General features: G+C 67.9%; 23 protein-coding genes, 1 pseudogene and 1 riboswitch. Of the genes and pseudogenes, 8 read left to right on the forward strand and 16 right to left on the reverse strand.

The features are described from left to right. Nucleotides 1-121: 121 nt before the first annotated feature. The 3 genes from ACRXBZ_RS03630 (at nt 122) to ACRXBZ_RS03640 (ending at nt 3,016) form a co-directional block, all read left to right on the forward strand. Nucleotides 122-1,459, forward strand: coding sequence for a hemolysin family protein (locus tag ACRXBZ_RS03630; protein ID WP_433877336.1), 1,338 nt, complete (start codon nt 122-124; stop codon nt 1,457-1,459). Then, complete coding sequence (locus tag ACRXBZ_RS03635) at nt 1,456-2,496, forward strand: hemolysin family protein (protein WP_433877778.1); 1,041 nt, start codon at nt 1,456-1,458, stop codon at nt 2,494-2,496. The genes ACRXBZ_RS03630 and ACRXBZ_RS03635 overlap by 4 nt, the downstream gene beginning before the upstream one ends. Before the next feature lie 91 nt (nt 2,497-2,587). Next, nucleotides 2,588-3,016: a hypothetical protein gene (locus tag ACRXBZ_RS03640; RefSeq protein WP_433877779.1), complete on the forward strand. Its 429-nt coding sequence runs from the start codon at nt 2,588-2,590 to the stop codon at nt 3,014-3,016. A 96-nt stretch (nt 3,017-3,112) separates the two neighbouring features. On the opposite strand, the gene ACRXBZ_RS03645 is transcribed toward ACRXBZ_RS03640, so the two are convergent. Then, complete coding sequence (locus ACRXBZ_RS03645; RefSeq protein ID WP_433877780.1) at nt 3,113-3,364, reverse strand: helix-turn-helix domain-containing protein; 252 nt, start codon at nt 3,362-3,364, stop codon at nt 3,113-3,115. A 770-nt stretch (nt 3,365-4,134) separates the two neighbouring features. Further along, nucleotides 4,135-4,596: a recombinase family protein gene (locus tag ACRXBZ_RS03650; protein ID WP_433883792.1), complete on the reverse strand. Its 462-nt coding sequence runs from the start codon at nt 4,594-4,596 to the stop codon at nt 4,135-4,137. A 124-nt stretch (nt 4,597-4,720) separates the two neighbouring features. On the opposite strand from ACRXBZ_RS03650, the gene ACRXBZ_RS03655 reads away from it, so the two are divergent. Beyond that, nucleotides 4,721-5,629 carry an IS5 family transposase gene (locus ACRXBZ_RS03655; RefSeq protein WP_433877464.1) on the forward strand — a complete coding sequence of 303 codons (909 nt, stop codon included), beginning with the start codon at nt 4,721-4,723 and terminating at the stop codon, nt 5,627-5,629. Between the two features lie 86 nt (nt 5,630-5,715). Continuing rightward, nucleotides 5,716-5,998: pseudogene (locus ACRXBZ_RS03660) on the forward strand (3-methyladenine DNA glycosylase); the annotation flags it as partial. Here ACRXBZ_RS03660 and ACRXBZ_RS03665 read toward each other — a convergent pair. After that, a complete protein-coding gene (locus ACRXBZ_RS03665) occupies nt 5,999-6,379 on the reverse strand; it encodes a winged helix-turn-helix transcriptional regulator (protein WP_433877781.1) in 381 nt (126 codons plus the stop codon). 157 nt (nt 6,380-6,536) lie between these two features. Here ACRXBZ_RS03665 and ACRXBZ_RS03670 point away from each other — a divergent pair, with 157 nt between their 5' ends. Continuing rightward, nucleotides 6,537-7,010: a MarR family winged helix-turn-helix transcriptional regulator gene (locus tag ACRXBZ_RS03670; protein ID WP_433877782.1), complete on the forward strand. Its 474-nt coding sequence runs from the start codon at nt 6,537-6,539 to the stop codon at nt 7,008-7,010. Nucleotides 7,011-7,074: 64 nt separating this feature from the next. On the opposite strand, the gene ACRXBZ_RS03675 is transcribed toward ACRXBZ_RS03670, so the two are convergent. The 12 genes from ACRXBZ_RS03675 to ACRXBZ_RS03730 form a co-directional block, all read right to left on the reverse strand. After that, nucleotides 7,075-7,854: an energy-coupling factor ABC transporter ATP-binding protein gene (locus ACRXBZ_RS03675; protein ID WP_433877783.1), complete on the reverse strand. Its 780-nt coding sequence runs from the start codon at nt 7,852-7,854 to the stop codon at nt 7,075-7,077. Beyond that, the gene (gene cbiQ / locus ACRXBZ_RS03680) at nt 7,842-8,609 is read right to left on the reverse strand and encodes a cobalt ECF transporter T component CbiQ (RefSeq protein ID WP_433877784.1); all 768 of its coding nucleotides are present in this window, start codon (nt 8,607-8,609) and stop codon (nt 7,842-7,844) included. Before cbiQ ends, ACRXBZ_RS03675 begins: the two co-directional genes overlap by 13 nt. A gap of 2 nt (nt 8,610-8,611) precedes the next feature. After that, nucleotides 8,612-8,953: a PDGLE domain-containing protein gene (locus ACRXBZ_RS03685; protein ID WP_433877785.1), complete on the reverse strand. Its 342-nt coding sequence runs from the start codon at nt 8,951-8,953 to the stop codon at nt 8,612-8,614. Further along, the gene (locus tag ACRXBZ_RS03690; RefSeq protein ID WP_433883793.1) at nt 8,950-9,621 is read right to left on the reverse strand and encodes an energy-coupling factor ABC transporter permease; all 672 of its coding nucleotides are present in this window, start codon (nt 9,619-9,621) and stop codon (nt 8,950-8,952) included. Before ACRXBZ_RS03690 ends, ACRXBZ_RS03685 begins: the two co-directional genes overlap by 4 nt. Nucleotides 9,622-9,797: 176 nt before the next feature. Continuing rightward, nucleotides 9,798-10,067, reverse strand: a complete 270-nt coding sequence (locus ACRXBZ_RS03695; protein WP_168589439.1) for a HesB/YadR/YfhF-family protein — start codon at nt 10,065-10,067, stop codon at nt 9,798-9,800. 164 nt (nt 10,068-10,231) lie between these two features. Beyond that, nucleotides 10,232-13,126 (reverse strand): aminomethyl-transferring glycine dehydrogenase, encoded by a 2,895-nt coding sequence (gcvP, locus tag ACRXBZ_RS03700; protein ID WP_433877786.1) that lies wholly within the window; start codon nt 13,124-13,126, stop codon nt 10,232-10,234. Between the two features lie 174 nt (nt 13,127-13,300). After that, a riboswitch (glycine riboswitch) is annotated at nt 13,301-13,402 on the reverse strand. A gap of 86 nt (nt 13,403-13,488) precedes the next feature. Continuing rightward, the gene (locus tag ACRXBZ_RS03705) at nt 13,489-14,061 is read right to left on the reverse strand and encodes a MerR family transcriptional regulator (protein WP_433877787.1); all 573 of its coding nucleotides are present in this window, start codon (nt 14,059-14,061) and stop codon (nt 13,489-13,491) included. 239 nt (nt 14,062-14,300) lie between these two features. After that, on the reverse strand, nt 14,301-14,777 hold the full coding sequence (locus ACRXBZ_RS03710; RefSeq protein WP_029534961.1) for a bifunctional nuclease family protein: 477 nt from the start codon (nt 14,775-14,777) through the stop codon (nt 14,301-14,303). Between the two features lie 391 nt (nt 14,778-15,168). Further along, complete coding sequence (gene garA / locus ACRXBZ_RS03715) at nt 15,169-15,654, reverse strand: glycogen accumulation regulator GarA (RefSeq protein WP_433877788.1); 486 nt, start codon at nt 15,652-15,654, stop codon at nt 15,169-15,171. 133 nt (nt 15,655-15,787) lie between these two features. Beyond that, on the reverse strand, nt 15,788-16,171 hold the full coding sequence (gcvH, locus tag ACRXBZ_RS03720) for a glycine cleavage system protein GcvH (protein ID WP_433877789.1): 384 nt from the start codon (nt 16,169-16,171) through the stop codon (nt 15,788-15,790). A gap of 200 nt (nt 16,172-16,371) precedes the next feature. Then, nucleotides 16,372-17,085 (reverse strand): cardiolipin synthase ClsA, encoded by a 714-nt coding sequence (clsA, locus tag ACRXBZ_RS03725; RefSeq protein ID WP_190815259.1) that lies wholly within the window; start codon nt 17,083-17,085, stop codon nt 16,372-16,374. Nucleotides 17,086-17,256: 171 nt separating this feature from the next. Continuing rightward, nucleotides 17,257-17,517: a hypothetical protein gene (locus tag ACRXBZ_RS03730; RefSeq protein ID WP_168584147.1), complete on the reverse strand. Its 261-nt coding sequence runs from the start codon at nt 17,515-17,517 to the stop codon at nt 17,257-17,259. 328 nt (nt 17,518-17,845) lie between these two features. Here ACRXBZ_RS03730 and ACRXBZ_RS03735 point away from each other — a divergent pair, with 328 nt between their 5' ends. Together ACRXBZ_RS03735 and ACRXBZ_RS03740 are read left to right on the forward strand one after the other, a co-directional pair. After that, on the forward strand, nt 17,846-19,750 hold the full coding sequence (locus ACRXBZ_RS03735; RefSeq protein WP_433877790.1) for a propionyl-CoA synthetase: 1,905 nt from the start codon (nt 17,846-17,848) through the stop codon (nt 19,748-19,750). A 138-nt stretch (nt 19,751-19,888) separates the two neighbouring features. After that, nucleotides 19,889-21,475, forward strand: coding sequence for a beta-N-acetylhexosaminidase (locus ACRXBZ_RS03740; protein WP_433877791.1), 1,587 nt, complete (start codon nt 19,889-19,891; stop codon nt 21,473-21,475). A gap of 30 nt (nt 21,476-21,505) precedes the next feature. Here ACRXBZ_RS03740 and ACRXBZ_RS03745 read toward each other — a convergent pair whose 3' ends face one another. Continuing rightward, nucleotides 21,506-22,273 carry an RNA-guided endonuclease InsQ/TnpB family protein gene (locus tag ACRXBZ_RS03745; protein WP_433877792.1) on the reverse strand — a complete coding sequence of 256 codons (768 nt, stop codon included), beginning with the start codon at nt 22,271-22,273 and terminating at the stop codon, nt 21,506-21,508. Between the last annotated feature and the right edge of the window lie 42 nt (nt 22,274-22,315).

Below are 22,315 nucleotides of genomic sequence, written 5' to 3' on the forward strand. Positions count from 1 at the left end.
TGCGTCTAGGAGTGACGTCTTCAGTGCGCGAAGCGCAATCCCCAGAGGGCAGTACCGGGCCGGGACATAGTCCCGGCTTTCCGCGACTGGTGGCCGATGCCCCGTTCTGGGGTGGTCGGTGATGGACATCCTGTTGGCCGTTCTCGGCCTTGTTTTCGTTGGCGTGTTGACGTTGGGCACCGGGTTGGCGGTTGCCGCGGAGTTCTCGCTGACGTCTCTGGAACGCAGTACGGTGGACGCGCATGTGCGTCAGGTCGGTGACCGGCGTGCGAGGGCGGTGCAGAAGGCACACCGGACGTTGTCGTTCCAGCTTTCCGGCGCCCAGGTCGCGATCACGTTGACCACGCTGGTCACCGGGTACGTGGCGGAGCCGTTGATCGGTGACCTGATCCGCCCGGGGCTGACCGCGCTCGGGTTGCCCGGTGAGGCGGCCGGGGCGGTGTCGCTGACGCTGGCGATCCTGCTGGCCACGACCCTGTCGATGGTCTTCGGGGAGATGGTGCCCAAGAACCTCGCCATCGCGCGCCCACTGCCCACCGCCCGTGCCGTGTCGGGCTACCACGCCCGGTTCTCGCAGGTCTTCCGGTGGCTGATCGATGCGATGAACAATAGCGCCAACTGGGTCGTGCGCCGTTTCGGCATCGAACCCCAAGAAGAACTCCGATCCGCCCGTTCCCCCGAAGAACTCGGCTCGATCGTGCGCTCCAGCGCCGAACACGGAACGCTGGACTCCTCGACCGCGCAACTGATGGACCGGTCGCTGCGCTTCGGCGACCGCACGGCCGAGGAATTGATGACCCCGCGCGTCCGCGTGGAATCCCTGACCGTCGGCGACAGCGTGATGGATCTGCTCGACACCGCCCGCCGCACCGGGTTCTCCCGCTTCCCTGTGCACGGCGGTGATTTGGACGAGATCCACGGTGTCGTCCACGTCAAGCAAGCGTTCGGCGTCCCCGCCGGACTCCGCGAAACGACCCCGGTGAGGTCGCTGGCCCGCCCGGTGCCGACCGTGCCGGAGACATTGGACGGCGACGCGCTGCTGAACCGGCTGCGCGGATCGGGGTTGCAGCTGGCCGTGGTGGTCGACGAGTACGGCGGTAGCGCGGGCATCGTGACCCTGGAGGACGTCGTCGAGGAGATCATCGGCGACGTCCGCGACGAACACGACCGCCGCGAAATCGCCGCGGTGCGCCGCCTCGGTGACGACACCTGGATCATCTCCGGACGACTGCGCCCGGACGAACTGGCCGAGGCCACCGGATTCGCCATGCCCGACGGGGAATACGAGACCGTTGCCGGCTTCGTGCTGGCTCGACTGGGACGCATTCCCGAGGTCGGCGACCACCTCATCCCGGACGGATGGCGGCTGGCCGTCACCCGGATGGACCGCCACCGGATCGCAGAACTGCGCCTCACCCACCAGCCGACCCACGCCGAGGCCGTGGAGGAGGTTCGATGAGCGACGGTTCCGCGATCGTGCTGGGTGTTGTCCTGCTGCTGCTCAACGCGTTCTTCGTGGGCGCGGAGTTCTCCCTGCTGTCCTCCCGCCGGGACCGGCTGGAAGCGCTGCTGGCCCAAGGCAAAACCCGCGCCCGAGTGGTGATCAAAGCCAGCCAGGAAGGCTCGCTGATGCTCACCAGCGCCCAACTCGGCATCACCCTCTGCTCCCTGGGCCTGGGCCGCCTCGGCGAACCCGCCGTCGCCCACCAACTCCGAACACCCTTCACCGCTCTCGGCATCCCCGACACCATCACCCACGCCGTGGCGTTCACCATCGCACTAGCGATCGTGGTCATACTCCACGTCCTCGTCGGCGAAATGGTCCCCAAAAACCTCGCCATCGCCGAACCCGAACGACTCGCCCTCTGGCTGGTCCCACCCCTGGTCGGCTTCGTCAAACTCGCCCGGCCACTCATCGCCCTGTTCAACATGATGGCCAACACCGTGCTCCGCCTGCTACGCGTAGAACCCAAAGACGAACTCGACACCGCCTACACCTCCGCCGAACTCGCCGAACTCCTCGTCGAATCACGCCGCGAAGGCCTCCTCGACCAATCCGAACACCGCCGACTCGCCCAAACACTGTCCTCAGTGGAACACACCGTCGCAGACGTCCTCGTCCCCCTACCCGACCTCACCACACTCCCGCAACACCCCACCCTCGGCGACGTCGAACAAGCCGTCGCCCACACCGGATTCTCCCGGTTCCCCCTCCGCCGCGGCGACGGAACACTCACCGGCTACCTCCACATCAAAGACGTTCTCGACCAAGCCGGACACGACCCCACAACCCCCATCGCCCCCGCCCGCATCCGACGACTACCCACCGTCCCAGCCCACGCCCGCCTCGACCACGCCATGACCTCCCTACGCCGCACAGGCAGCCACCTCGCCACCGCAACCGACACCACCGGCCAACCCATCGGCATCGTCGCCCTCGAAGACCTCGTCGAGGAATACGTCGGCACCGTCCGCGACGCCACCCACGTGCGCTGACGGCCGGGAGGTGCTTTCGGGTGCTGCAGCGTCCGAAAGCGCTCCCAGGCCGAGGCCGGGTGGGACGCCTTCGCGCAGGTAGACGTCGTGCTTGCCGGTCACGGGCCGCTGCAGGTCGACCGGCACCGGCTGCCACCTCTGCCCGTCCACCGAGGACGAGCCGCAGACCGGTCCGGGGACTTCCTGGACCTCGACTGGTTCCGGTTCCACCGCTGACCGCCGCCGCGAATTCGTGCTCGGCCTGCTGACCGCCACGGCGTCCCGCAAGGCCCGGCTCGGCTGCTTCGGCCTACACGAGTGGGCCATGGCCTACCGGACGCAACCGGAGGACTTCCGGCACACCGGGTGGCCGTTGCGGCTCGGCCACCACGGCACCGACGAGGTCGTCGAGTCGATTCCGGTCAACTGCACGCGCCACGACACGTTCCGGTTCTTCACCCCGCAGGCCCGACCGCGCAACGCCTGCAGCCCGAACGCGCCGACCAGGTGCGTCTGGAGCAGCCGGGCCGCCAGCACGTGAACATGGACATACCGAAGTTTCCGGTTCTTACAAGCCAAGGGCTTCTACGTTCTCCCGCCATTGACCTACCGAAGTTGGCCCTTCGGGCAAGGTACTCTAACCCGCTGATCTGCGGAAACTAACCAGCCAGAGCAAGCAAACGTTCTTGCAGCGCGCCACCTTGAGGACAGCGGCTAGACCTGGGTGTGTGATGTCGCGCTTGAACACTTCGCCCGCTGCTTCCTGGATGCCCCTCTCGTACGCCTCGATGATCTCTGGAGTAGCCCGCCTGCGTCCAGTCTCCACATTCCCGAGCGTGGACTTGGCGAAGTGTGTCGCCTTGGCCATGTCGTCAAGGCTCATCTTCACATCGTTCCGCCACGACTGCGCTCACGAACAAGGTGTCAAGAGGTGCACGGATGGCTAGTGACGATAAGGAAGATAAACAGCAGAACCCGGAAGAGGAGAAGCCAGAAAAACTCCCAACGCCGTATTGGCTTTGGAGCCAGCACTAATCAGTTGTCACCCGTTCAGGTGATTGCCTCAAGCCCCCAAATAAGGTAAGCAGGTTCCCATGTTCGCGATCACGCACCCGGGGCGAAAATGCTACATATGCAACGGCCGCAGGGTCATTGCAGTATCGATCCGGGACGACGATGGCGATGAGATTTTCGAAGATCGAATCTGCATTCGCTGTGGGGGCAAGGGAGTCATCACGGATGGATTCGGGCTTGAACAAATCCCAGAAGTACGAGAACCGAATTGGCCAAGTCAGACGTGTATCTGTGAGTACGAGCGAGACGGACCAATGGGGCACCCTCAGTGCCCCGCACGATAAGGAGAGACCTAATGCAGCCAAACACTCCTAGCCACAAGACGCCGCCTAGGTGCCCTGTGTGCGGGCATAACTTCTGCATTTGCCCCAAGTCGTAGAAACAAAAAAAGCCCCCTCGCGCAGAGGGAGGGGGCTTTCTTCATTGCACGGTCCTTAGAACCCGGTTGTACCAGAGCAGTTTACCACGGCGTACGGACCCTTGCTGGCGTTCTCGGCAAGCACCTTTCCGTCAACAGTGATCCGGGCACTTCAGCATCCGGCGACAACCCTGAGGATCTTGAAAATAGTCTGAGCCCGCCAGGGTTTATGAACGGGATCTTCGCCGAAATACTCCTCGTTTCACTTGACCGGGAAATTTCCGTAGTGCACGACTCCGCCGGGCCAGCGGGCCCAGTCGCCGAAGTGCCCTTTGTGAATCCCGGGTGCGCTCCATAATCGCTTCAACCTCGCCCTCGGCGACGCCCGCGATTACGTTAGCGACCATGCGACCGAACCAAGTCGAAAGGTCGAAGTCCTCGGTAACCGAGACAAGATCTTTCTCGTTCTCGAAACACCAAGACATGACCTTGTTCAGGTAGATACTGCCGGTGGCCAACCGATCGAGCTTCCAGGTAGCAACGATGTCCCAAGCATGGACCTTCTCCGGCTTGCTGAACCACGGCCCGAGCTCCGGCGCGTTGAACGGGTCCACGGACCGAGACACGTCGGTGTCGATCGCCCAATCGATCACTTCATGCCCGTTGGCCTTCGCCCATGAGCAGGTCAGCCGGGAAGTTACACCCTTCTAAGAGACTGTTGGGTAACTGGGGCGACACTGAGCGTGGCGTGATGTTGATCACGGTCGGTGTGTCGAGATGACAAAGAGATCATCCCCGCCGTGATCTTGTTGTGTGTGCAACTGCGATACCGGCGGGGATGATCGCCGCCCATGTTATCCGTCCAGTCTGACCGATGAGGTGTGGGCGGTCCTGGAGCCGTTGATGCCGGTACGAGACCGCCGAAAGGGCGGTATGGCAAGGAAATACGACGATCGCCTGGTGCTGGACGGGATCTTCTACGTGCTGCGTTCGGGTTGTCAGTGGCGGATGATTCCCCGTGATCTGCTGCCCTGGGACGCGGCCTATCGCTGGTTTCGGGACTGGAGTGCCGACGGCACGATCGACCGTGTCCACGACGCGCTGCGCGATCAGGTTCGGCGCCAGGCCGGACGCACGGCGGACCCGTCGGCGGCCGTGCTCGACGCCCAGTCCATCAAAAGCAGCGAGGGAGGGCAGGAACGCGGGTTCGATATGGGCAAGAAAACGACAGGCCGCAAACGGCACCTGGTCGTGGACACCCTCGGCCTGCTGCTGGTCGTCATGGTCACCTCCGCATCGGTGCAGGACCGCGCGGAGCGCGGCGGGCGCGAGATCCTGCGACGCCTGGCGGCCCGGTTCCCCTCGATCGCTCTGGTGTGGGCCGATGGCGGATACGCCAACTCCGTCGTCAACGGCCTGCTGGCCTGGGCGAAGGAAAAACTCGGACTGGTACTGGAAATCGTCAAACGCAGCGACGATGTCAAGGGGTTCCAGGTGCTACCACGTAGGTGGGTGGTCGAACGAACTTTTGGGTGGCTGATCCGCAACCGTCGCCTCGCCCGCGACTACGAACGCCTGACCGCGAACTCCGAAAACATGATCAAACTCGCGATGATCCGCCTCATGGCCACCCGGCTCGCCGGCCAGAGCATCCGGTGGTCCAACGCCACCGAACGCGAAGCCGCCCGCCGACTCACCGCCGAAACCAACATCGCTGCGTAACCACCCAGTTACCCAACAGTCTCTAAGAAGACCACGCATCGAGCTATCAATGTCGCTCGACCGTACGAGGGCTTGCCGGAACCGTCAGCATCGACGTCTTCAAATGGGCCTACAAGCTGGACCCGTTCGTTCCTGCGGAAATGGTCGCGGACTGCTTCGAGCTCGCGGTTCGGATCCGGGAGCTCGACATGCGGGCGCCCGTACGACCTGCGCGACCTCGGCTACGAGCCCGTACCGATCGAAACCCCCGACGGCCGCGCCGACTACGTCCGACGGCAGCGCACCTTCGCCACCGAGGCCGCCGTCCTGCGGCAACGCCTGATCGACACCTGCCACGAGATCCTCGACTGGGCCGCCCAGCCGGCGTGATCACCTTTCGCCGGCGGCGGCGCGGGCGGCGAGGATGCGGTTGACGTTGCGTTCGGACCAGTCGGCGATCGCTTCCACCGGCCCACGTAGGGAATGCCCGAGGTCGGTCAGCTCGTAGGTCACCTTCGGCGGCACCTCCGGGTACACGGTCCGGATCAGCAAGCCGTCGCGTTCCAGCGCGCGCAACGTCTGCGTCAGCACCTTCGGAGCCACCCCGCCGATGCCCGTGCGCAGCTGCGTGAAGCGCATCGGGCCGTCAGACAGCAGCGTCACTACCAGCACCGTCCATTTGTCCCCGATGCGGTCCAGCACTAGACGGGTCGGGCAGTTCGGATCCGTCAGATTCCCACGCTTGAGGATGCCGTCCTCGCTGGTAACCACGAGGTACTTATAACACGTTCGAGCAGTCGGTCACAACTGGTTACCTCAGGGCCGGGACCCGTGAGCACTTTTCGGTGCTATAGCACCGAAAAGTGCTCACGGATTTTTGGTAGTTCGCGATGCGAATCACCGGTTCGTTCGGTGGTAAATTGGATGAATGGGCAAGACCTCAGGTGAGGCGATGGGGGTCGTCACCGCGCTGGTACGTTCCGCTTTCCTCGTGAATGCCGTGTACGCCGAGTCGAGTCGCGAATACGGGCTGACACCGCAGCAAGGGCAGCTGCTGTGCGTGCTGATGGCGCAGCCGTACGGCATGGGCGAGCTGGGCGCGATGCTGGGACTGGCGAAATCGAGTCTCACCGGTCTGGTGGACCGGACCGCCCAGCGCGGCCTAGTCCAGCGCGAGGCGGATCCGGAGGACGCGCGCGCGGTCCAGGTCGCCCTCACCGCAGAGGGCCGCGATCTCGTCGACGAGTTCTACGCCGAGACCTGCCGCAGGATCGAAAGGCTGCCGGCCGGCCTCAGCGACACCGACCGCAGCGCACTCGCGGACCTGCTGGGCAAGGTGGTGCTGGAAAACGAGGTGCCGGTGGTCTTCCTGGAGCCCGCCCCGGCCATGCACCAGCGCTGAGGACGCCAAGCGATCCCAGAAAGCCGGTCACCGCGGAACGCGGGAACAGCAACGGGCGGCGAGGTCAGGTAATCCGGAAGCCGTAAGGCAGTTCGAGGCGGTGCGCGGCCAGCAGTTCGGCGTCGGCCAGCAGTTCCGCGGTGGGACCGTCCGCGACCACCGTGCCGTGGTCGATCAGCACGCTGCGCGGGCACAGCTGCAACGCGTACGGCAGGTCGTGGGTGACCATGAGCATCGTGCCGCCCCAGGCCAGCAGCACCTCGGCTAGTTCGCGCCGGGCCACCGGTTCAAGGTTCGACGACGGCTCGTCCAGCACCAGCAGCTCCGGCTGGCACGCGAGCACCGCGGCCAGCGCGACCCGCTTGCGCTGACCACCGGAGAGGTGCAGCGGCGAGCGGTCAGCGTGTTCGGCCATGCCCACCGCGTCGAGAGCCGACCGGACGCGTTCCGCCAACGCCTCGCCGCGTTCCCCGAAGTTCGCCGGGCCGAACGCGACGTCCTCCCGCACGGTCGGCATGAACAACTGGTCGTCGGGGTCCTGGAACACCAGCCCGACGCGGCGGCGGATCTCCTTCAAGTTCCGCGAATCCACCGGCAGTCCACCGACGTGGATGCTGCCCGACTCGGCGCGCAGCACGCCGTTGAGGTGCAGCGTCATGGTCGTCTTGCCCGCGCCGTTGGGGCCGAGCACCGCGACCCGCTCCCCCCGTTCGACGCGCAGGTCCACCCCGGTCAGCGCGCGGTGGCCGTCCGGGTAGCGGAACGCCAACCCGGAAACCTCCAGCGCCGGAGCGGAATCCGACTCGGCGGTGCGCTCCGGCAATGATTCGGTCAGGCGGTCCACAAGGCGACTCCCAGCACGACTGCGGCGACGGCCGGTGGCGCCATGCCCAGCCACCACGCCGCCGATGATGTCCGGCGCGATTCTCCCAGCTCGGGCATCGCACCCTGCCAACCCCGTGACACCATCGCCAGGTGCACGCGCTCGCCGCGCTCGTAGGACCGGATAAACAGGCTCCCGATCCCGCGCGCGGTCGCGCCGATCTGCCACAGGAACCGCGGATCGTGGCCGCGGCAGATCCGCGCGACCCGCATCCGCTTGGCCTCGGCGACGATCACCTCGGCGTAGCGCAGCATCAGCGTGATGATGGTGATCAGCAGCCTGGGCGCGCGCAGGCGCTGCAGGCCGACCACCAGCTCCCGGGGCGCGGTCGTGGCGGCCAGCAGCAGCGAGGTGGCCAGCCCGAGCGTGCCCTTCGCCAAGATGTTCCAGCCCGCCAGCAGCCCCTCGGTGGACAGCGCGAAACCCGCCACCTCCGTCGTCGCGCCGCCCGCGGTGAACGGCAGCACCAACGCGAGCACCACGAACGGCACCTCGATCAGCAGGCGACTGGCCAGCCAGCGCGGCGGAACCCTGGCCACCAGCACCAGCCCCGACAGCAGCCCGGCATACCCGCCGAAAGCCCAGAACACCTCGCGCGGCGTCGCCACCACGCACAGCACCATCAGGAAAGCCGCCACGATCTTGACCTCGGGCGGCAGGCGGTGCGGCGCCGAATCGCCGGGCAGGTGCAGCGCGCCGGCGTGGCCGGCACCCATCGCTACTCGCCTCCGGTCCGGCGACGCAGGCCCCAGAACAAACCACCCGCGGCACCGAGCGTGACCACCGCGCCGATCACGCCGGCCACCCCGGTCCAGCGGTCATCGCCACCGACGGCGTAATCCGCCAGCGGACCGCTGGCCAGCGCGTGGTCCTGGGCGTGCTGCGCGATGCACTGGCCGTCCAACCGCTCGCCCTGGTCGGTCTCGACCACGGTGCAGCCGCGCTGGGTGACCGCGTCCAGGCCGTCCGGGTCGGAATCCGCGAAGTAGGCGACCCCGCCCGCGATGACGAGGATGAACAGGCCGAAGACCAACAGGAAACTCCGACGCGGCGCACTCATCGCACGTTCTCCTTCGTCTGCTTCCCGATGCGCAACAGGTGGACCAGGTCCGGTCTGGCGGCTGCCACCGCACCCACCGTGGCGGCCGTGATCATGCCCTCTCCAATGCCGATGAGGCAGTGCACCCCGACCACCGCGAGCGCAGCGGTGCCCGTGCCGTAACCGGCGGCGCCGCCGAGCGCGTACTCGATGACGAAGCCGCCGGAGGCGGCGACGGTGTTCACCCAGGCCGCGACGAAGGCAGTCACCAGCAACCCGGCGCGGCTGCGCAGCGCGAGGCGGCGCAGCGCGAGCGCGACAAGGTAGCCGACGGCGGTGCCGATCAGCGCCATGTTGGTGATGTTCGCGCCCAGCATGGTCAGCCCGCCGTCGGCGAACAGCAGCGCCTGCACCACGAGCACGATCGCCACGCACAGCGCGCCGACCCACGGCCCGGCCAAGATCGCCGCCAGCGCCCCGCCGAGCAGGTGCCCGCTGACGCCGGGCAGCACCGGGAAGTTGATCATCTGCGCGGCGAAGACGAACGCGGCCACCAGCCCGGCCATCGGCGCCGTCCGGTCGTCCAGGTCGGCCCGCGCCTTGGCCAGCGCGACCGCCAGCCCGGCGATCGCCACGACCGCGAACAGCAGCGCCGTCTGCGCGTTCAGCAGCCCGTCACTCATGTGCATGGCGAGCGTGGTGGTCTGCACGACGCATTCCCTCCCAACCTGAGCAGTTGCGCATCGAGAGTAGTTGCCGCAATACCGCTATCACCAGTGTCTGGCAGGAGTCCTAGATCGCAGTTCGGCGCAAAAAACCGTCGACCCGGGCAAAACACCCGGGCCGACGGTTCAAGTCCCTTCGGTCAGTCGCGAACGGCCAGCGCCAGTTCACCGTTGGCGTCCTGCTCGGCGTCCAACACCTTGTCGCCGAGCAGCGTCGCGACCTGCGATTCGAGGAACACCCGCACGCCGGATTCCTCGATCACCTCGTCGCCGGCCTGCGGTTGGTCGGCGATCGACGCCTGCAGGCCCTGCTCAGCCGGCGCGATGCGCAGGCCGGAACCTTCCGGAGAGTCGCCGCCGACGAGGACGAGCTTGATGACCTCCGCCGCGCTCTCACTGATGGTGAGCATTGCTCCACTTCCTCTCGGAGCCGGTCAGGTGACCGGGCCACCGTGTCACCCCGCCCACACCGCACGCAAACCGAACCCGACCGGACGTGTCGCACCCACCCCGAACACGGAGGCGCCCCCGGCCGCAACGGCGGACCGGAGGCGCTCCCACCAACGGACGTCCCTCACGACTGGTAGGCGTCCAGGGGCGGGCAGGAGCAGACCAGGTTGCGGTCGCCGCGGGCCCCATCGATGCGGCGCACCGGCGGCCACACCTTCACCACATCGGTGCCCAGCGGGTAGGCCGCCTCCTCGCGGGAGTACGCGTGGTCCCAGTCCTTAGCCAGTGAGGCCGCCGTGTGCGGGGCGCCCACCAGCGGGTTGTCGTCGGCCGGCCACTGCCCGGCGACGACCTTGTCGATCTCCGCGCGGATGGCGATCATCGCCTCGCAGAAGCGGTCCAGCTCCGCCAGGTTCTCGCTCTCGGTCGGCTCGACCATCAGCGTCCCGGCCACCGGGAAAGACATCGTCGGCGCGTGGATGCCGTAGTCGGCCAGCCGCTTGGCGACGTCGTCGACGGTGATTCCGCTGGTCTTGCTGATCTGCCGCAGGTCAAGGATGCACTCGTGCGCCACGAAGCCGCCTTTGCCGGTGTAGAGCACCGGGAAGTAGGTGTTCAGGCGGCGGGCGACGTAGTTGGCGGCGGCCACCGCGGTCAGCGTCGCGCGGCGCAGGCCGTCGGCACCCATCATCCGCACGTACGCCCAGGAGATCGGCAGGATCGAGGCGCTGCCCCACGGCGCGGCGCTGATCGGGCCGACGCCGGAGACCGGTCCGGCTGCGGGCTGCATCGGGTGGTTCGGCAGGAACGGCGCCAGGTGCTCGCGCACGCCGATCGGGCCGACGCCCGGCCCGCCACCGCCGTGCGGGATGCAGAACGTCTTGTGCAGGTTCAGGTGCGAGACGTCGGAACCGAACTTGCCCATCCGCGCCAGGCCGATCAGGGCGTTGAGGTTCGCCCCGTCGACGTACACCTGGCCGCCCGCGTCGTGCACCAGGCCGCACACCTCGCGCACGGTGTCCTCGTACACGCCGTGCGTGGACGGGTAGGTGATCATGATCGCGGCGAGGTCGTCGGCGTGCTCGGTGACCAGCTCGCGCAGGTGCTCCAGCTCGATGTTTCCGGTGTCGTCGCAGCGGACCACGATCACCCGCATCCCGGCCATCACGGCGCTGGCGGCGTTGGTGCCGTGCGCGCTCGCCGGGATCAGGCACAGGTCCCGGTCGGCGGCACCACGGCTGCGGTGGTAGGCCCGAATCGCCAGCAGCCCGGCGAACTCGCCCTGACTACCGGCGTTCGGCTGCAGGCTCACCGCGTCGTAGCCGGTGACCTCCGCCAACCAGGTCTCCAGGTCCTTGACGATCGACAGCAGACCCTCGGCGTCCTGCGCGGGCGCGAACGGGTGCAGCGAACCGAACTCCGGCCAGGTGATCGGCTCCATCTCGGCCGTCGCGTTGAGCTTCATGGTGCACGAGCCCAGCGGGATCATGCTGCGGTCCAGCGCGATGTCCTTGTCCGACAGCTGCCGCAGGTAGCGCAGCAGCGAGGTCTCGGAGCGGTGGGTGTGGAACACCGGGTGCGTCAGGTACTCCGAGGTGCGCTCCAGCGCCGCGGGCAGCGCGTCCGGCGTCTCGATGTCGAGTTCGTCGGCGTCGCCGACGGTGACGCCGAAGGCCTGCCACACCGCCGCCAGGTGCGCCCGCGTGGTGGTCTCGTCGCAGCTGATGCCGACGTGGTCGGCGTCCACCCGGCGCAGGTTGATGCCGACCCGGCGGGCCGTGGCGACAACGTCGTCGGCCTTGCCCGGCACCCTCGCGACGACGGTGTCGAAGAACTCCCGGTGCAGCACCTCGACCCCGCCGCGGCGCAGCTGCTCGGCGAGCACGGCGGCCATCCGGTGCGCGCGGGTCGCGATCGACCGCAGCCCGGCGGGGCCGTGGTACACGGCATACATCGACGCCACGACGGCCAGCAGGACCTGCGCGGTGCAGATGTTGCTGGTGGCCTTCTCGCGGCGGATGTGCTGTTCGCGGGTCTGCAGCGCCAGCCGGTAGGCCTGGTTGCCGTCGGCGTCGACGCTCACGCCGACCAACCGGCCCGGCAGCTGCCGTTCGAGTCCCTTGGCCACGGCCATGAATCCGGCGTGCGGGCCGCCGAAGCCCATCGGCACCCCGAATCGCTGGGTGCTGCCGACCACCACGTCCGCGCCGATCTCGCCGGGCGAGCGCAGCAGCGTCAGCGCCAGCAGGTCGGCCGCGACGACGACCTTGGCGCCGCGCCGGTGCACCTCGGCGATGATCTGCTCCTGGTCGCGCACCGCACCGGAGGCACCCGGGTAGGACAGCAGCGCGCCGAAGAACTCGTCCTCCGGCAGCGCCTGCGCGCCAGCGGACAGGTCGGCGACGACGATCTCGATGCCCAGCGGCTCCGCGCGGGTCTCGATCACCGCGATGGTCTGCGGCAGCGTGTCGGCGTCCACCACGAACCGCGGCGACTTCGACCGGCCCGCGCGGCGCACCAGCGTCATGCCCTCGGCCGCCGCGGTGGACTCGTCGAGCATCGACGCGTTGGCCACCGGCACCCCGGCCAGGTCGGCCACCATCGTCTGGAAGTTCAGCAGCGCTTCGAGCCGACCCTGCGAGATCTCCGGCTGGTACGGGGTGTAGGCGGTGTACCAGGCCGGGCTCTCCAGCACGTTGCGCAGGATCACCGGCGGCGTGACCGTGCCGTAGTAGCCCAGCCCGATCATCTCGGCGTGCGGGCGACAGCGGCGCGCGAGCTCGCGCAGCTCGGCCAGCGCCTCGGACTCGGTGGCCGGCTCGGGCAGCGCCAGCTGCAGGTCGCCTTCCCGGATGGTGTCCGGCACGGCGTTCTGACCCAGCTCCTCCAACGAGCCGACGCCGATCACGTCGAGCATGCGGGCAAGCTCGGCCGGCATCGGCCCGACGTGCCGGTCGGCGAACGGCGTTCCGTGCTCCAGGGCGGCCAGTGGAATGCGATCGTGGGTCACGTCGGTCATCGCCAAACCTCAATTGTCGCGGCGGGCAAAGGGCGGCAGAACAGCCGGAACTGCTCTGCTCTCCCCCTCTGTCACTGTCCGCGAAGCGAACGCCTGAGAGCTTCACCCGGGAACCGGGCTTGCACCGTCGGCGGGATGCGCCACAGCCGTGGTGCATCCTCTTTCCAGAGGCATCTCGCCCGTGCGGTCCAGGTGGCCTGAGAGGTTGGCGGGGAGGTTTGCTCCTTCGGCGCCGACCACGGCCGAAGCCGGGCCGGACTCTCCCGCACGGGGTCGGCGATGTGCCGCAGCTTACCCGACCAGGGGGTCGAGCGGACCCGTGATGTCACCGGCCGCACACCACCGGCCGGGGCCGGCCGCGATCAGCCCGTTTCAGCCTGCCGGTCGCGCCGGCGGCGGGACAATTCGTCGTCGACCAGCGGCACCAGCTCGCCGCCGTCGGCCCGCTCGGCCGGGAAGTCGTGGATGGTGCCGCTGATCTCGCGCATCGCGCCGCTGACGGCGATGCCGAACACCCCTTGGCCACCTTGCAGCAGGTCGACCACCTCCTCGGCAGAGGTGCACTCGTAGACCGTCGTCCCGTCGCTGAACAGCGTGAGCCGGGCCAGGTCCTGCACGCCTCGGTTGCGCAGGTGGTCCACCGCGACCCGGATGTTGTGCAGCGAAACCCCGGTGTCCAGCAGTCGCTTGACCACCTTGAGCACCAGGATGTCCTTGAACGAGTAGAGGCGCTGCGAGCCCGAGCCGGCGGCGCTGCGGATGGACGGGCCGACCAGCTTGGTGCGCGCCCAGTAGTCCAACTGGCGGTAGGTGATGCCGGCGATCTGGCAGGCGGCCGGACCCCGGTAGCCGACCAGCTCGTCCGGCATTGCGGCGTCGGGGAACAGCTCGCCCTGCTCCGCGGCAGCATCCCGGTTGGGCGCTTCCTCGACCACGCCTGCCTCCCCTCGTCCGGCACGAAGCCGACGACGACGATCACCAGCGCCCGGACCGTCGCGATCCGGGGCCGCGAACACCGCCCAGCGACCGAATCACACCGGGGCAATTCGCGTAAGTTCGACGGTATGCCTGCCCCGCGGGGAGGTCAACGCGACGCGCGGGCCCCGGACGACCCGGCCCCCGCCCGCAGCGCGCGGACAGGGGCCGGGAGGTCTCGTCGGGTCGATCGGCAGGCTCAGGTGTCCGCGCCGCGGAAGTCCTCCGGCGACACGGAGTCGAGGAACTCGCGGAACTTCTCGACCTCGTCCTCCTGCTCGTCCGGGATGATCAGCCCGGCCTCGTCCAGCACCGATTCGTCGGCGTGGATCGGCACCCCGATGCGCAGTGCCAGCGCCACCGAGTCGCTCGGCCGCGCCGAGACCCGCACATCCCCGTCGAACACCAGCTCGGCGAAGAAGGTGCCGTCCTGGAGATCGGTGATCCGCACCTGTTCAAGGTCGCGTCCCAGGGCCCCAATGACGTCCTTCAGCAGGTCGTGAGTCAGGGGTCTCTGCGGCCGCACACCCTGCTGCTCGAGTGCGATGGCGGTCGCCTCGACCGAGCCGATCCAGATCGGCAGGTAACGCTCGCCGTGCGCCTCGCGCAACAGCAGAATCGGCTGGTTTGCTGGTAGTTCAACTCGCACGCCGACGACGCGCATCTCGCTGCTCATCGTCACATCGCCTCCTCCAGCGCGCCGAAGCGTGACATCCCCGTCGAGGATCGCGCACCGACGCCTCCGACGCTACCCGCGTTGCGGCGGACACGCCCATCCCTTAGCGGTCTGGTCGACCACCGAATTCGCGGCCTTCCTGCCGGTGCATCTGGCCCGAACCACAGGCTGAGCTCCTTATCGAGCATTACCAGCACGATACACCGCCCACCGCCCCGTTGGGCCGGTGGAAAGAGGACCGCTGCAACGTGGAAACCGGTTGCGACGTCGGGAAATTCCCCGCGCGAGGATGCAGTTGATCTCGGCTGCGCAGTACCTTGACGCGCTAGCGGGGCGACGCCGCTTCGGCGTCGCCCCGCTGGCGGGTCGACAAGTCGTTCCCAGGGCGTCCTCAGCGGGCGCCTGGGCCCCCATCGATCGGACCAGTAAGGAATACCAGGCGGAACTTCCCGATCTGCACCTCGTCACCGTTGGCGAGCACCGAGGTGTCCACCGGTTCCCGGTTGACGTAGGTACCGTTCAGGCTGCCGACGTCTACGACCACGAAGTCGTTGCCTTCGCGCCGGAACTCGGCGTGCCGACGGGAAACCGTGACGTCGTCGAGGAAGATGTCGCTGTCGGGGTGTCGTCCCGCGCTGGTGGTCTCCCGGTCCAGCAGGAATCGCGACCCCGCGTTGGGGCCGCGCTTCACCACCAGCAGGGCGGACCCTGCGGGCAGCGCATCGACCCCGGATGCGGATGCGGATGCGGATGCGGCGGCGGGCTCCGGGGACGCACTCTCGGTGCTTTCCGGCTCCGAGAGGAAGGGCCTGAAGACCGAGGTGGTCTCCGGTGACTGCTCCGGCGGAACATCGCCGTGCCCGGGGAATTGGCTCACCTGAGCTCTCCTCTACGCGGATAGATCGTGCCAAGTATGTACCCAACGTACAGTGCAGGTACAAGCACGGAACGCGGGACTCCCGACATCTTCCTCCCGGACCCCGACAGTCCGACGATCTTGCCTGGTCGGATCAGGATTCGGTCAGCTTCTGGTAGGCCTGGGCGTCGAGCAGGGCGTCCAGCTGGGCCGGGTCGGCGAGCTTGAGCTCGACCATCCAGCCGCCCCCCAGCGGTGCCGAATTGACCAGCTCCGGTTCGTCTTCCAGCTGGTCGTTGCGGGCCACCACCTCGCCGCTCACCGGGGCGTAGATCTCGGAGACGCTCTTGGTCGACTCGACCTCGCCCATCGACTCGCCAGAGGTGACCTGCTGGCCGGGTTCCGGCAGCTGCACGAACACCACGTCGCCCAGCTGCTGCTGGGCGTATTCGGTGATCCCGATGCGCACCGTGTCGTCGCCGGTGCGCTGAACCCATTCGTGCTCTTCGGTGTACTTGATCTCGTCCGGGGCCGCCACGTGGTCCCGCCTTCCTGGTCCGCTGGTGCTGTGGATCACCGGCCACGAGCTTCACGTGATCGGCTCGGCGAGCGTATTCACCACGCGGCACAGGCCGCAAGGCGACTCTCGAACCCATGCGCACCCATGCCGCACCAAGGGCACCTCTTGCCGATTTGCTCAACAAGAGGTGCCCTTCGCGCGGGACGACCGAACGGTGCTCAGACCGGTTTGGCGCGGGCCTGATGGACCGCCGCCACCACCTGCCCGAGGTAGAGGATGCCGGCCCACAGGTAGAGCGCGCCGCCCCAGCAGGTGAAGGCGTAGGCGATCGGGCGCACCACATCGGACAGCGGGAAGTCCTCCTGCACCAACAGCAACAGCGGGAACGCGTACATCAGGCAGAAGGTCGCGGCCTTGCCGAGGTAGTGCACGTCCGGCGGCTCGTAACCGTGCCATCGCAACGCCGGCAGGCACAGCGTGAGCACCACGTCGCGGATGACGAGCGCGGCGGCGACCCACCAGGGCACCACGTCGCGCAGCACGAAGGCGACCAGGGTGGCGACTATGTAGAGGCGATCGGCGGCCGGGTCGAGCAGTTCGCCGATGCGGCTGTACTGGTTGAGCCAGCGGGCGAGCTTGCCGTCGAGCCAGTCGGTGATACCGCTGATCACCAGCACCAGGAGCGCGAGCAGGTCAGCCTTGGGGCCGAGCAGCAGCCAGAGGAACACCGGCACGCCGGCCAGCCGGATCACGCTGAGCAGGTTCGGCAGCGTCCACCACGGATCGGCCCACACACCCGCGGCCGCCTCCCGGATCCGGGCTATGCCGGGATCGGGTCGTCCTGCTGCGGGTTCCTGGCCCGCCGGACCGGCGTTCATCCCGCCGTCTCCGCTCGTGGTGTTCTCCGTGGTGCGCTCAGCATCCTGCACCACGAGCCTCCCCTGAATGGTTGTGCGTCCTGCCCCCACTTCGGACGCAACTTGTGCATCCCGGCCAGATCAGGGTCTCACATTCCTCGCACAACACACTTGGCGGCCGGGCTCCCGCGAAGCCGGTCGATCGGGCTGCTCCGCGCGGCGGGAGCCGTCGGCCACCGGCGCGGGCTAGGCCTGCCTATGGCTCCAGCCGCGGCGGCGGAGATCCGCATCGGTGAGGAACCGGGCCCGGCCTCGGTCGTCGACACCCGCCCAGCGAGCCCCGGTGGACCCTTCGCGAACGTAGGAATGGCCACCGCTCCACACCACGCTGCACGGCGCGGTGGGCAGTTCGGCGGACGGGCTGCGTGCGGGTTCAACCCCGGCGGCAGCGGCCTCGGCGGACTGGGCGGCGAATGCCTGTGAAGACAGGGCCGGTTCCGTGCTCATCGTTGTAGCACCTCCGATTCGGTTGTCGGCGCGATGCGCCGTGGTGTTAGCCCGATCATCGACTTCGATTGATTGTGTTCGGCCGAGCACGCTCTGTCGCGCCGATCCGCCCACCCAGCGCCAAACGGACACGTTGTGTCGCCGAAGTGCATCCGGATATCCGAACGGCGCTCAGCGCGACCGAAGTCCGGTCACCGCTCGTCCGATCATCCGTGTTTCGGTTGTGACAAAAGCGTTTCGCACTTCGCTGCGGGTGACCCTGGCGCTACTCCGCGTTGTGCGGTAGGACCACAGGCGACATCGCAGCGGGAGCGGGAGGAATGTGGTCATGGGTGCGTATGCCGAGGCCTACCGGCGGAGCCTGGCCGACCCGGAGGGCTTCTGGCTCGACGCGGCGGCCGCGATCGAGTGGGAGCAGGCACCCTCGCGTGCCTTGGACGCCACCGGGGATCCGTTCTTCCGGTGGTTCCCCGACGGCGTCCTCAACACCTGCTTCAACGCGCTGGACCGGCACGTCCGCGATGGCCGCGGCGAGCAGACGGCGCTGATCTGGGATTCGGCGATGACCGGCGAGGTGCGCCGCTGGACCTACCGGGAGCTGCTGGACCGGGTGGCGCTGTTCGCCGGGGCGTTGCGGGCGCAGGGCGCCGAGCCGGGCGATCGCGTCGTGATCTACCTGCCGATGATCTCCGAGGCCGTCGTGGCGATGCTGGCCTGCGCGCGTATCGGGGCGGTGCATTCGGTGGTCTTCGGCGGCTTCGCGCCGAAGGAGTTGGCGGCGCGCATCGACGACGCCCGCCCGACGGTGATCGTCGCGGCGTCGTGCGGCCTGGAGCCGAACCGGATCGTCGAGTACAAGCCGATCGTCGACGAAGCGCTGCGGATGACCGAGCACCAGCCGAAGCGGGTGATCGTGTTCCAGCGCGAGCAGGCCCTCGCCGAGCTCGGCGAGCGCGACGTGGACTGGCAGGACGCGCTGGCGCAGGCCGAACCGGCCGATTGCGTGCCGGTGAAGGCCACCGATCCGCTGTACGTGCTCTACACCTCGGGCACCACCGGGCGCCCGAAGGGCGTGGTGCGCGACAACGGCGGGCACGCGGTCGCCCTGCGCTGGTCGATGGCCAACATCTACGACATCGGGCCGGGTGACGTCTTCTGGGCCGCCTCGGACGTCGGCTGGGTGGTCGGCCACTCCTACATCGTCTACGCGCCGCTGCTGACCGGGGCGACGACCGTGGTCTACGAGGGCAAGCCGGTGGGCACGCCAGACGCGGGGGCGTTCTGGCGGGTCATCGCCGACCACCGCGTCAAGGCGCTGTTCACCGCGCCGACCGCGTTCCGGGCGATCAAGCGGATGGACCCGGACGCGGAGCTGCTGGCCGCCCACGACGCCACGAGCCTGCAGACGCTGTTCCTGGCCGGCGAGCGGCTGGACCCGGAGACCTACCACTGGGCGTCGAAGCGGCTCGGCGTGCCGGTGGTCGACCACTGGTGGCAGACCGAGACGGGCTGGCCGATCTGCGCGAACCTGCGCGGGCTGGAGCCGATGCCGGTCAAGGCGGGGTCGCCGACAGTGCCCGTGCCCGGCTACGACGTCGTGGTGCTGGACCAGGCCGGGCAGCCGCTGCCGCCGGAGACCGACGGTGCGATCTGCATCAAGCTGCCGCTGCCGCCGGGCACGCTGCCGACGCTGTGGGGCGCCGACGAGCGGTTCCGCGAGTCCTACCTGTCGCGCTACCCCGGCTACTACCTCACCGGCGACAACGGCTACATCGACGCCGACGGCTACCTGTTCGTGATGGGCCGCACCGACGACGTGATCAACGTCGCCGGGCACCGGTTGTCGACCGGCTCGATGGAGGCGGTGCTCGCGGAGCATCCGGCGGTCGCCGAGTGCGCGGTGATCGGGGTGCACGACTCGCTGAAGGGACAGGTGCCGCGCGGGTTCGTGGTGCTGAAGTCCGGTGTGGACATCGCCGAAGAGACGCTGCGCGACGAGCTGATCGCGGCGGTTCGGACGCAGATCGGGCCGGTAGCGGCGTTCCGGGACGTGGCGGTGGTCGACGGGCTGCCCAAGACCCGCTCCGGGAAGATCCTGCGCAAGTCGATGCGCGAGATCGCCGATACCGGCGACACCAAGGTGCCCTCCACCATCGAGGACCCGGGGGTGCTGGACAAGCTGCGGCCCGCGCTTCGCGGCGAGGGGGGCCCAACTGTTCGGGGAGCTGGGTAAATATGTGTCGTTTCGGGTTGGCATGGTGTGCCGCGAAGGAACCTGGCAGGTAGGCCCGATACGCCCAGTTGGAGGCTGTCCGTTCGGAATTTGGTCTATACCTTTATGGGGCCGTTCCCCGATCATGGAGCGAGACACATGACCAGACCGCCCCTACCGACGGTTCGCAAGGCAGCGCTCGCCGTCGTGGCGGGTGCGCTGCTCACCGGTGGGCTCGTAGCTCCCGCCGGCGGCGCACCAGCCGTGGAGAACACCGTGATGGAAAACATCATCCCCGCCCCCGAGTCGGTGCAGCCGGCCCCCGGAACCACCTTCGAACTGACCGGGCAGACCTCGGTCAAAGCCGCCGGCGAAGCCGCCGAGGCCGGCGAGTACCTGGCCGGAATCCTGCGTCCGGCCACCGGATTCCCGGTGCCGGTCGACCAGCGCGCGCTCGGCTCCGGCGACATCTCGCTGGCGCTGGACGGATCGCCTGAGCTCGGCGCGGCCGGGTATCGACTGCAGGCGGCCGACGACAACATCGGCATACACGCGACCAGTGTCGAGGGCCTGTTCAACGGCGTGCAGACGCTGCGCCAGCTGCTGCCCGCCGCGATCGAGAGCCCGACCGAGCAGCCCGGGCCATGGACCGTGCCCGGCGGCGAGATCGTCGACAAGCCGAGGTTCGAGCACCGGGCCACGATGCTCGACGTCGCGCGACACTTCTTCACCGTGGACCAGGTCAAGCTCTACATCGACCAGGTCGCCCGCTACAAGATCAACTGGTTGCACCTGCACCTCACCGACGACCAGGGCTGGCGGATCCAGATCAACAGCTGGCCGCGGCTGACCGAGTACGGCGGTAGCACCGAGGTCGGCGGCGGCCCGGGCGGGTACTACACGCAGGAGGACTACGCGGAGATCGTCGAGTACGCCGCGTCCCGGCACATCACCGTCGTGCCGGAGATCGACATGCCCGGCCACACCAACGCCGCACTCGCTTCCTACACCGAGTTCAACTGCGACGGCGTCGCGCCGCCGCTGTACACCGGGATCGAGGTCGGCTTCAGCTCGTTCTGCGTGGACAAAGAGATCACCTACCGGTTCGTCGAAGACGTCGTCCGGGAGATCGCGGCGATCACCCCCGGGCCGTACCTGCACATCGGCGGCGACGAGGCGCACTCGACCACCGACGAGGACTACAAGCAGTTCTTCGAGCGGGTGATCCCGCTGCCCGCCAAGTACGGCAAGACCGCGCTGGGCTGGCACGAGTACGGCAAGGCGGCTCCGGAGGGCGACGCGGTGCTGCAGTACTGGGGCACCACCGACTTCGACCCGCTGCTCACCGATGCGGTCGCCCGGGGCAATAAGATCCTGGCCTCCCCGGCGAATAAGTCCTATTTGGACCAGAAGTACGACGAGAACACCGCGCTGGGCCTGCACTGGGCGGGCTACATCGAAGTCGCCGACGCCTACGGCTGGGATCCGGGCAGCTACCTGAAGGGCGTGCCGGAGGAGTCGATCCTCGGCGTGGAAGCACCGCTGTGGTCGGAAACCCTGGAGAACTCGGACCACATCGAGTTCATGGCCTTCCCCCGGCTACCGGCCATCGCCGAACTCGGCTGGTCTCCCAAGTCCGCCCAGAACTGGGAGTCCTTCAGCCAACGCCTGGCCACCCACGCCCCGCGACTGGCGGCATCGGGCATCGACTACCACCGATCCCCCCAAATCCCCTGGCAAGACTGAGTCGTTGAATAGTTGACTTTCTCCCCGCGCCTAAAGGCGGGGGAATCCAACCTTCACAGGTTGGGTTTCCTGCTTCATAGCCGACTGCGCGCGAGCAAGCTCGCCCCGGCTTACACCAGCTCCACAGGCATCGCCGGGTTTCCACCCGGCTACCGCTCGACCAGCGGCAAGGATGTTCTTCGCGGCGTTGTGGTCCCGGTCGTGCCGAGTGCCGCAGTCGGGGCACGTCCAGTGCCGCACCGACAGTTTCAGGTTCTTCAGCAGGTGCCCGCAGTTCGAGCAGGTCTTTGAGCTCGGGTACCAGCGGTCAACGACAACGACGATCTTTCCCGCTCGCTCGGCTTTGTATTCGAGCTGGCGCCGGAACTCGCTCCACCCGCAATCAGAGATCGCCTTGGCCAGTTTTCGGTTGCGGACCATGTTTCTCACCGCGAGGTCTTCGACCGCGACCAGGTCATTGTTACGAACCAGGCCCGTTGAGGTGCGGTGCAGGAAGTCCTGCCGCGCGTGCCGCACCTTGCGGTGCGCCCGAGCAACCTTGGCTTTAGCCTTGCGGCGGTTCGCTGAACCGCGCTGCTTGCGGGCCATCTGACGTTGATAGCGGGCAAGGTTGCGGGCCTTACGGTCCAAGTGACCGGCGTTGGGGATCTTCTCCCCGGTGGACAGGACAGCGAAGTCTTTCACGCCCAGGTCAACGCCGACCGTGCGGCCGGTGGCCGGGGCGTGTTCGGGCTCGTCGGTGTCCACGGCGAAGGTCACATACCAGCGGCCGTCAGGCTCGCGGGAAACGATCACCATAGTCGGATTCAGAAACTGAAGAACCTCTGCACCCCAGGACCA

Origin of the sequence: Saccharopolyspora hattusasensis (assembly GCF_050972075.1) — a bacterium.
Lineage (GTDB): Bacteria > Actinomycetota > Actinomycetes > Mycobacteriales > Pseudonocardiaceae > Saccharopolyspora > Saccharopolyspora hattusasensis.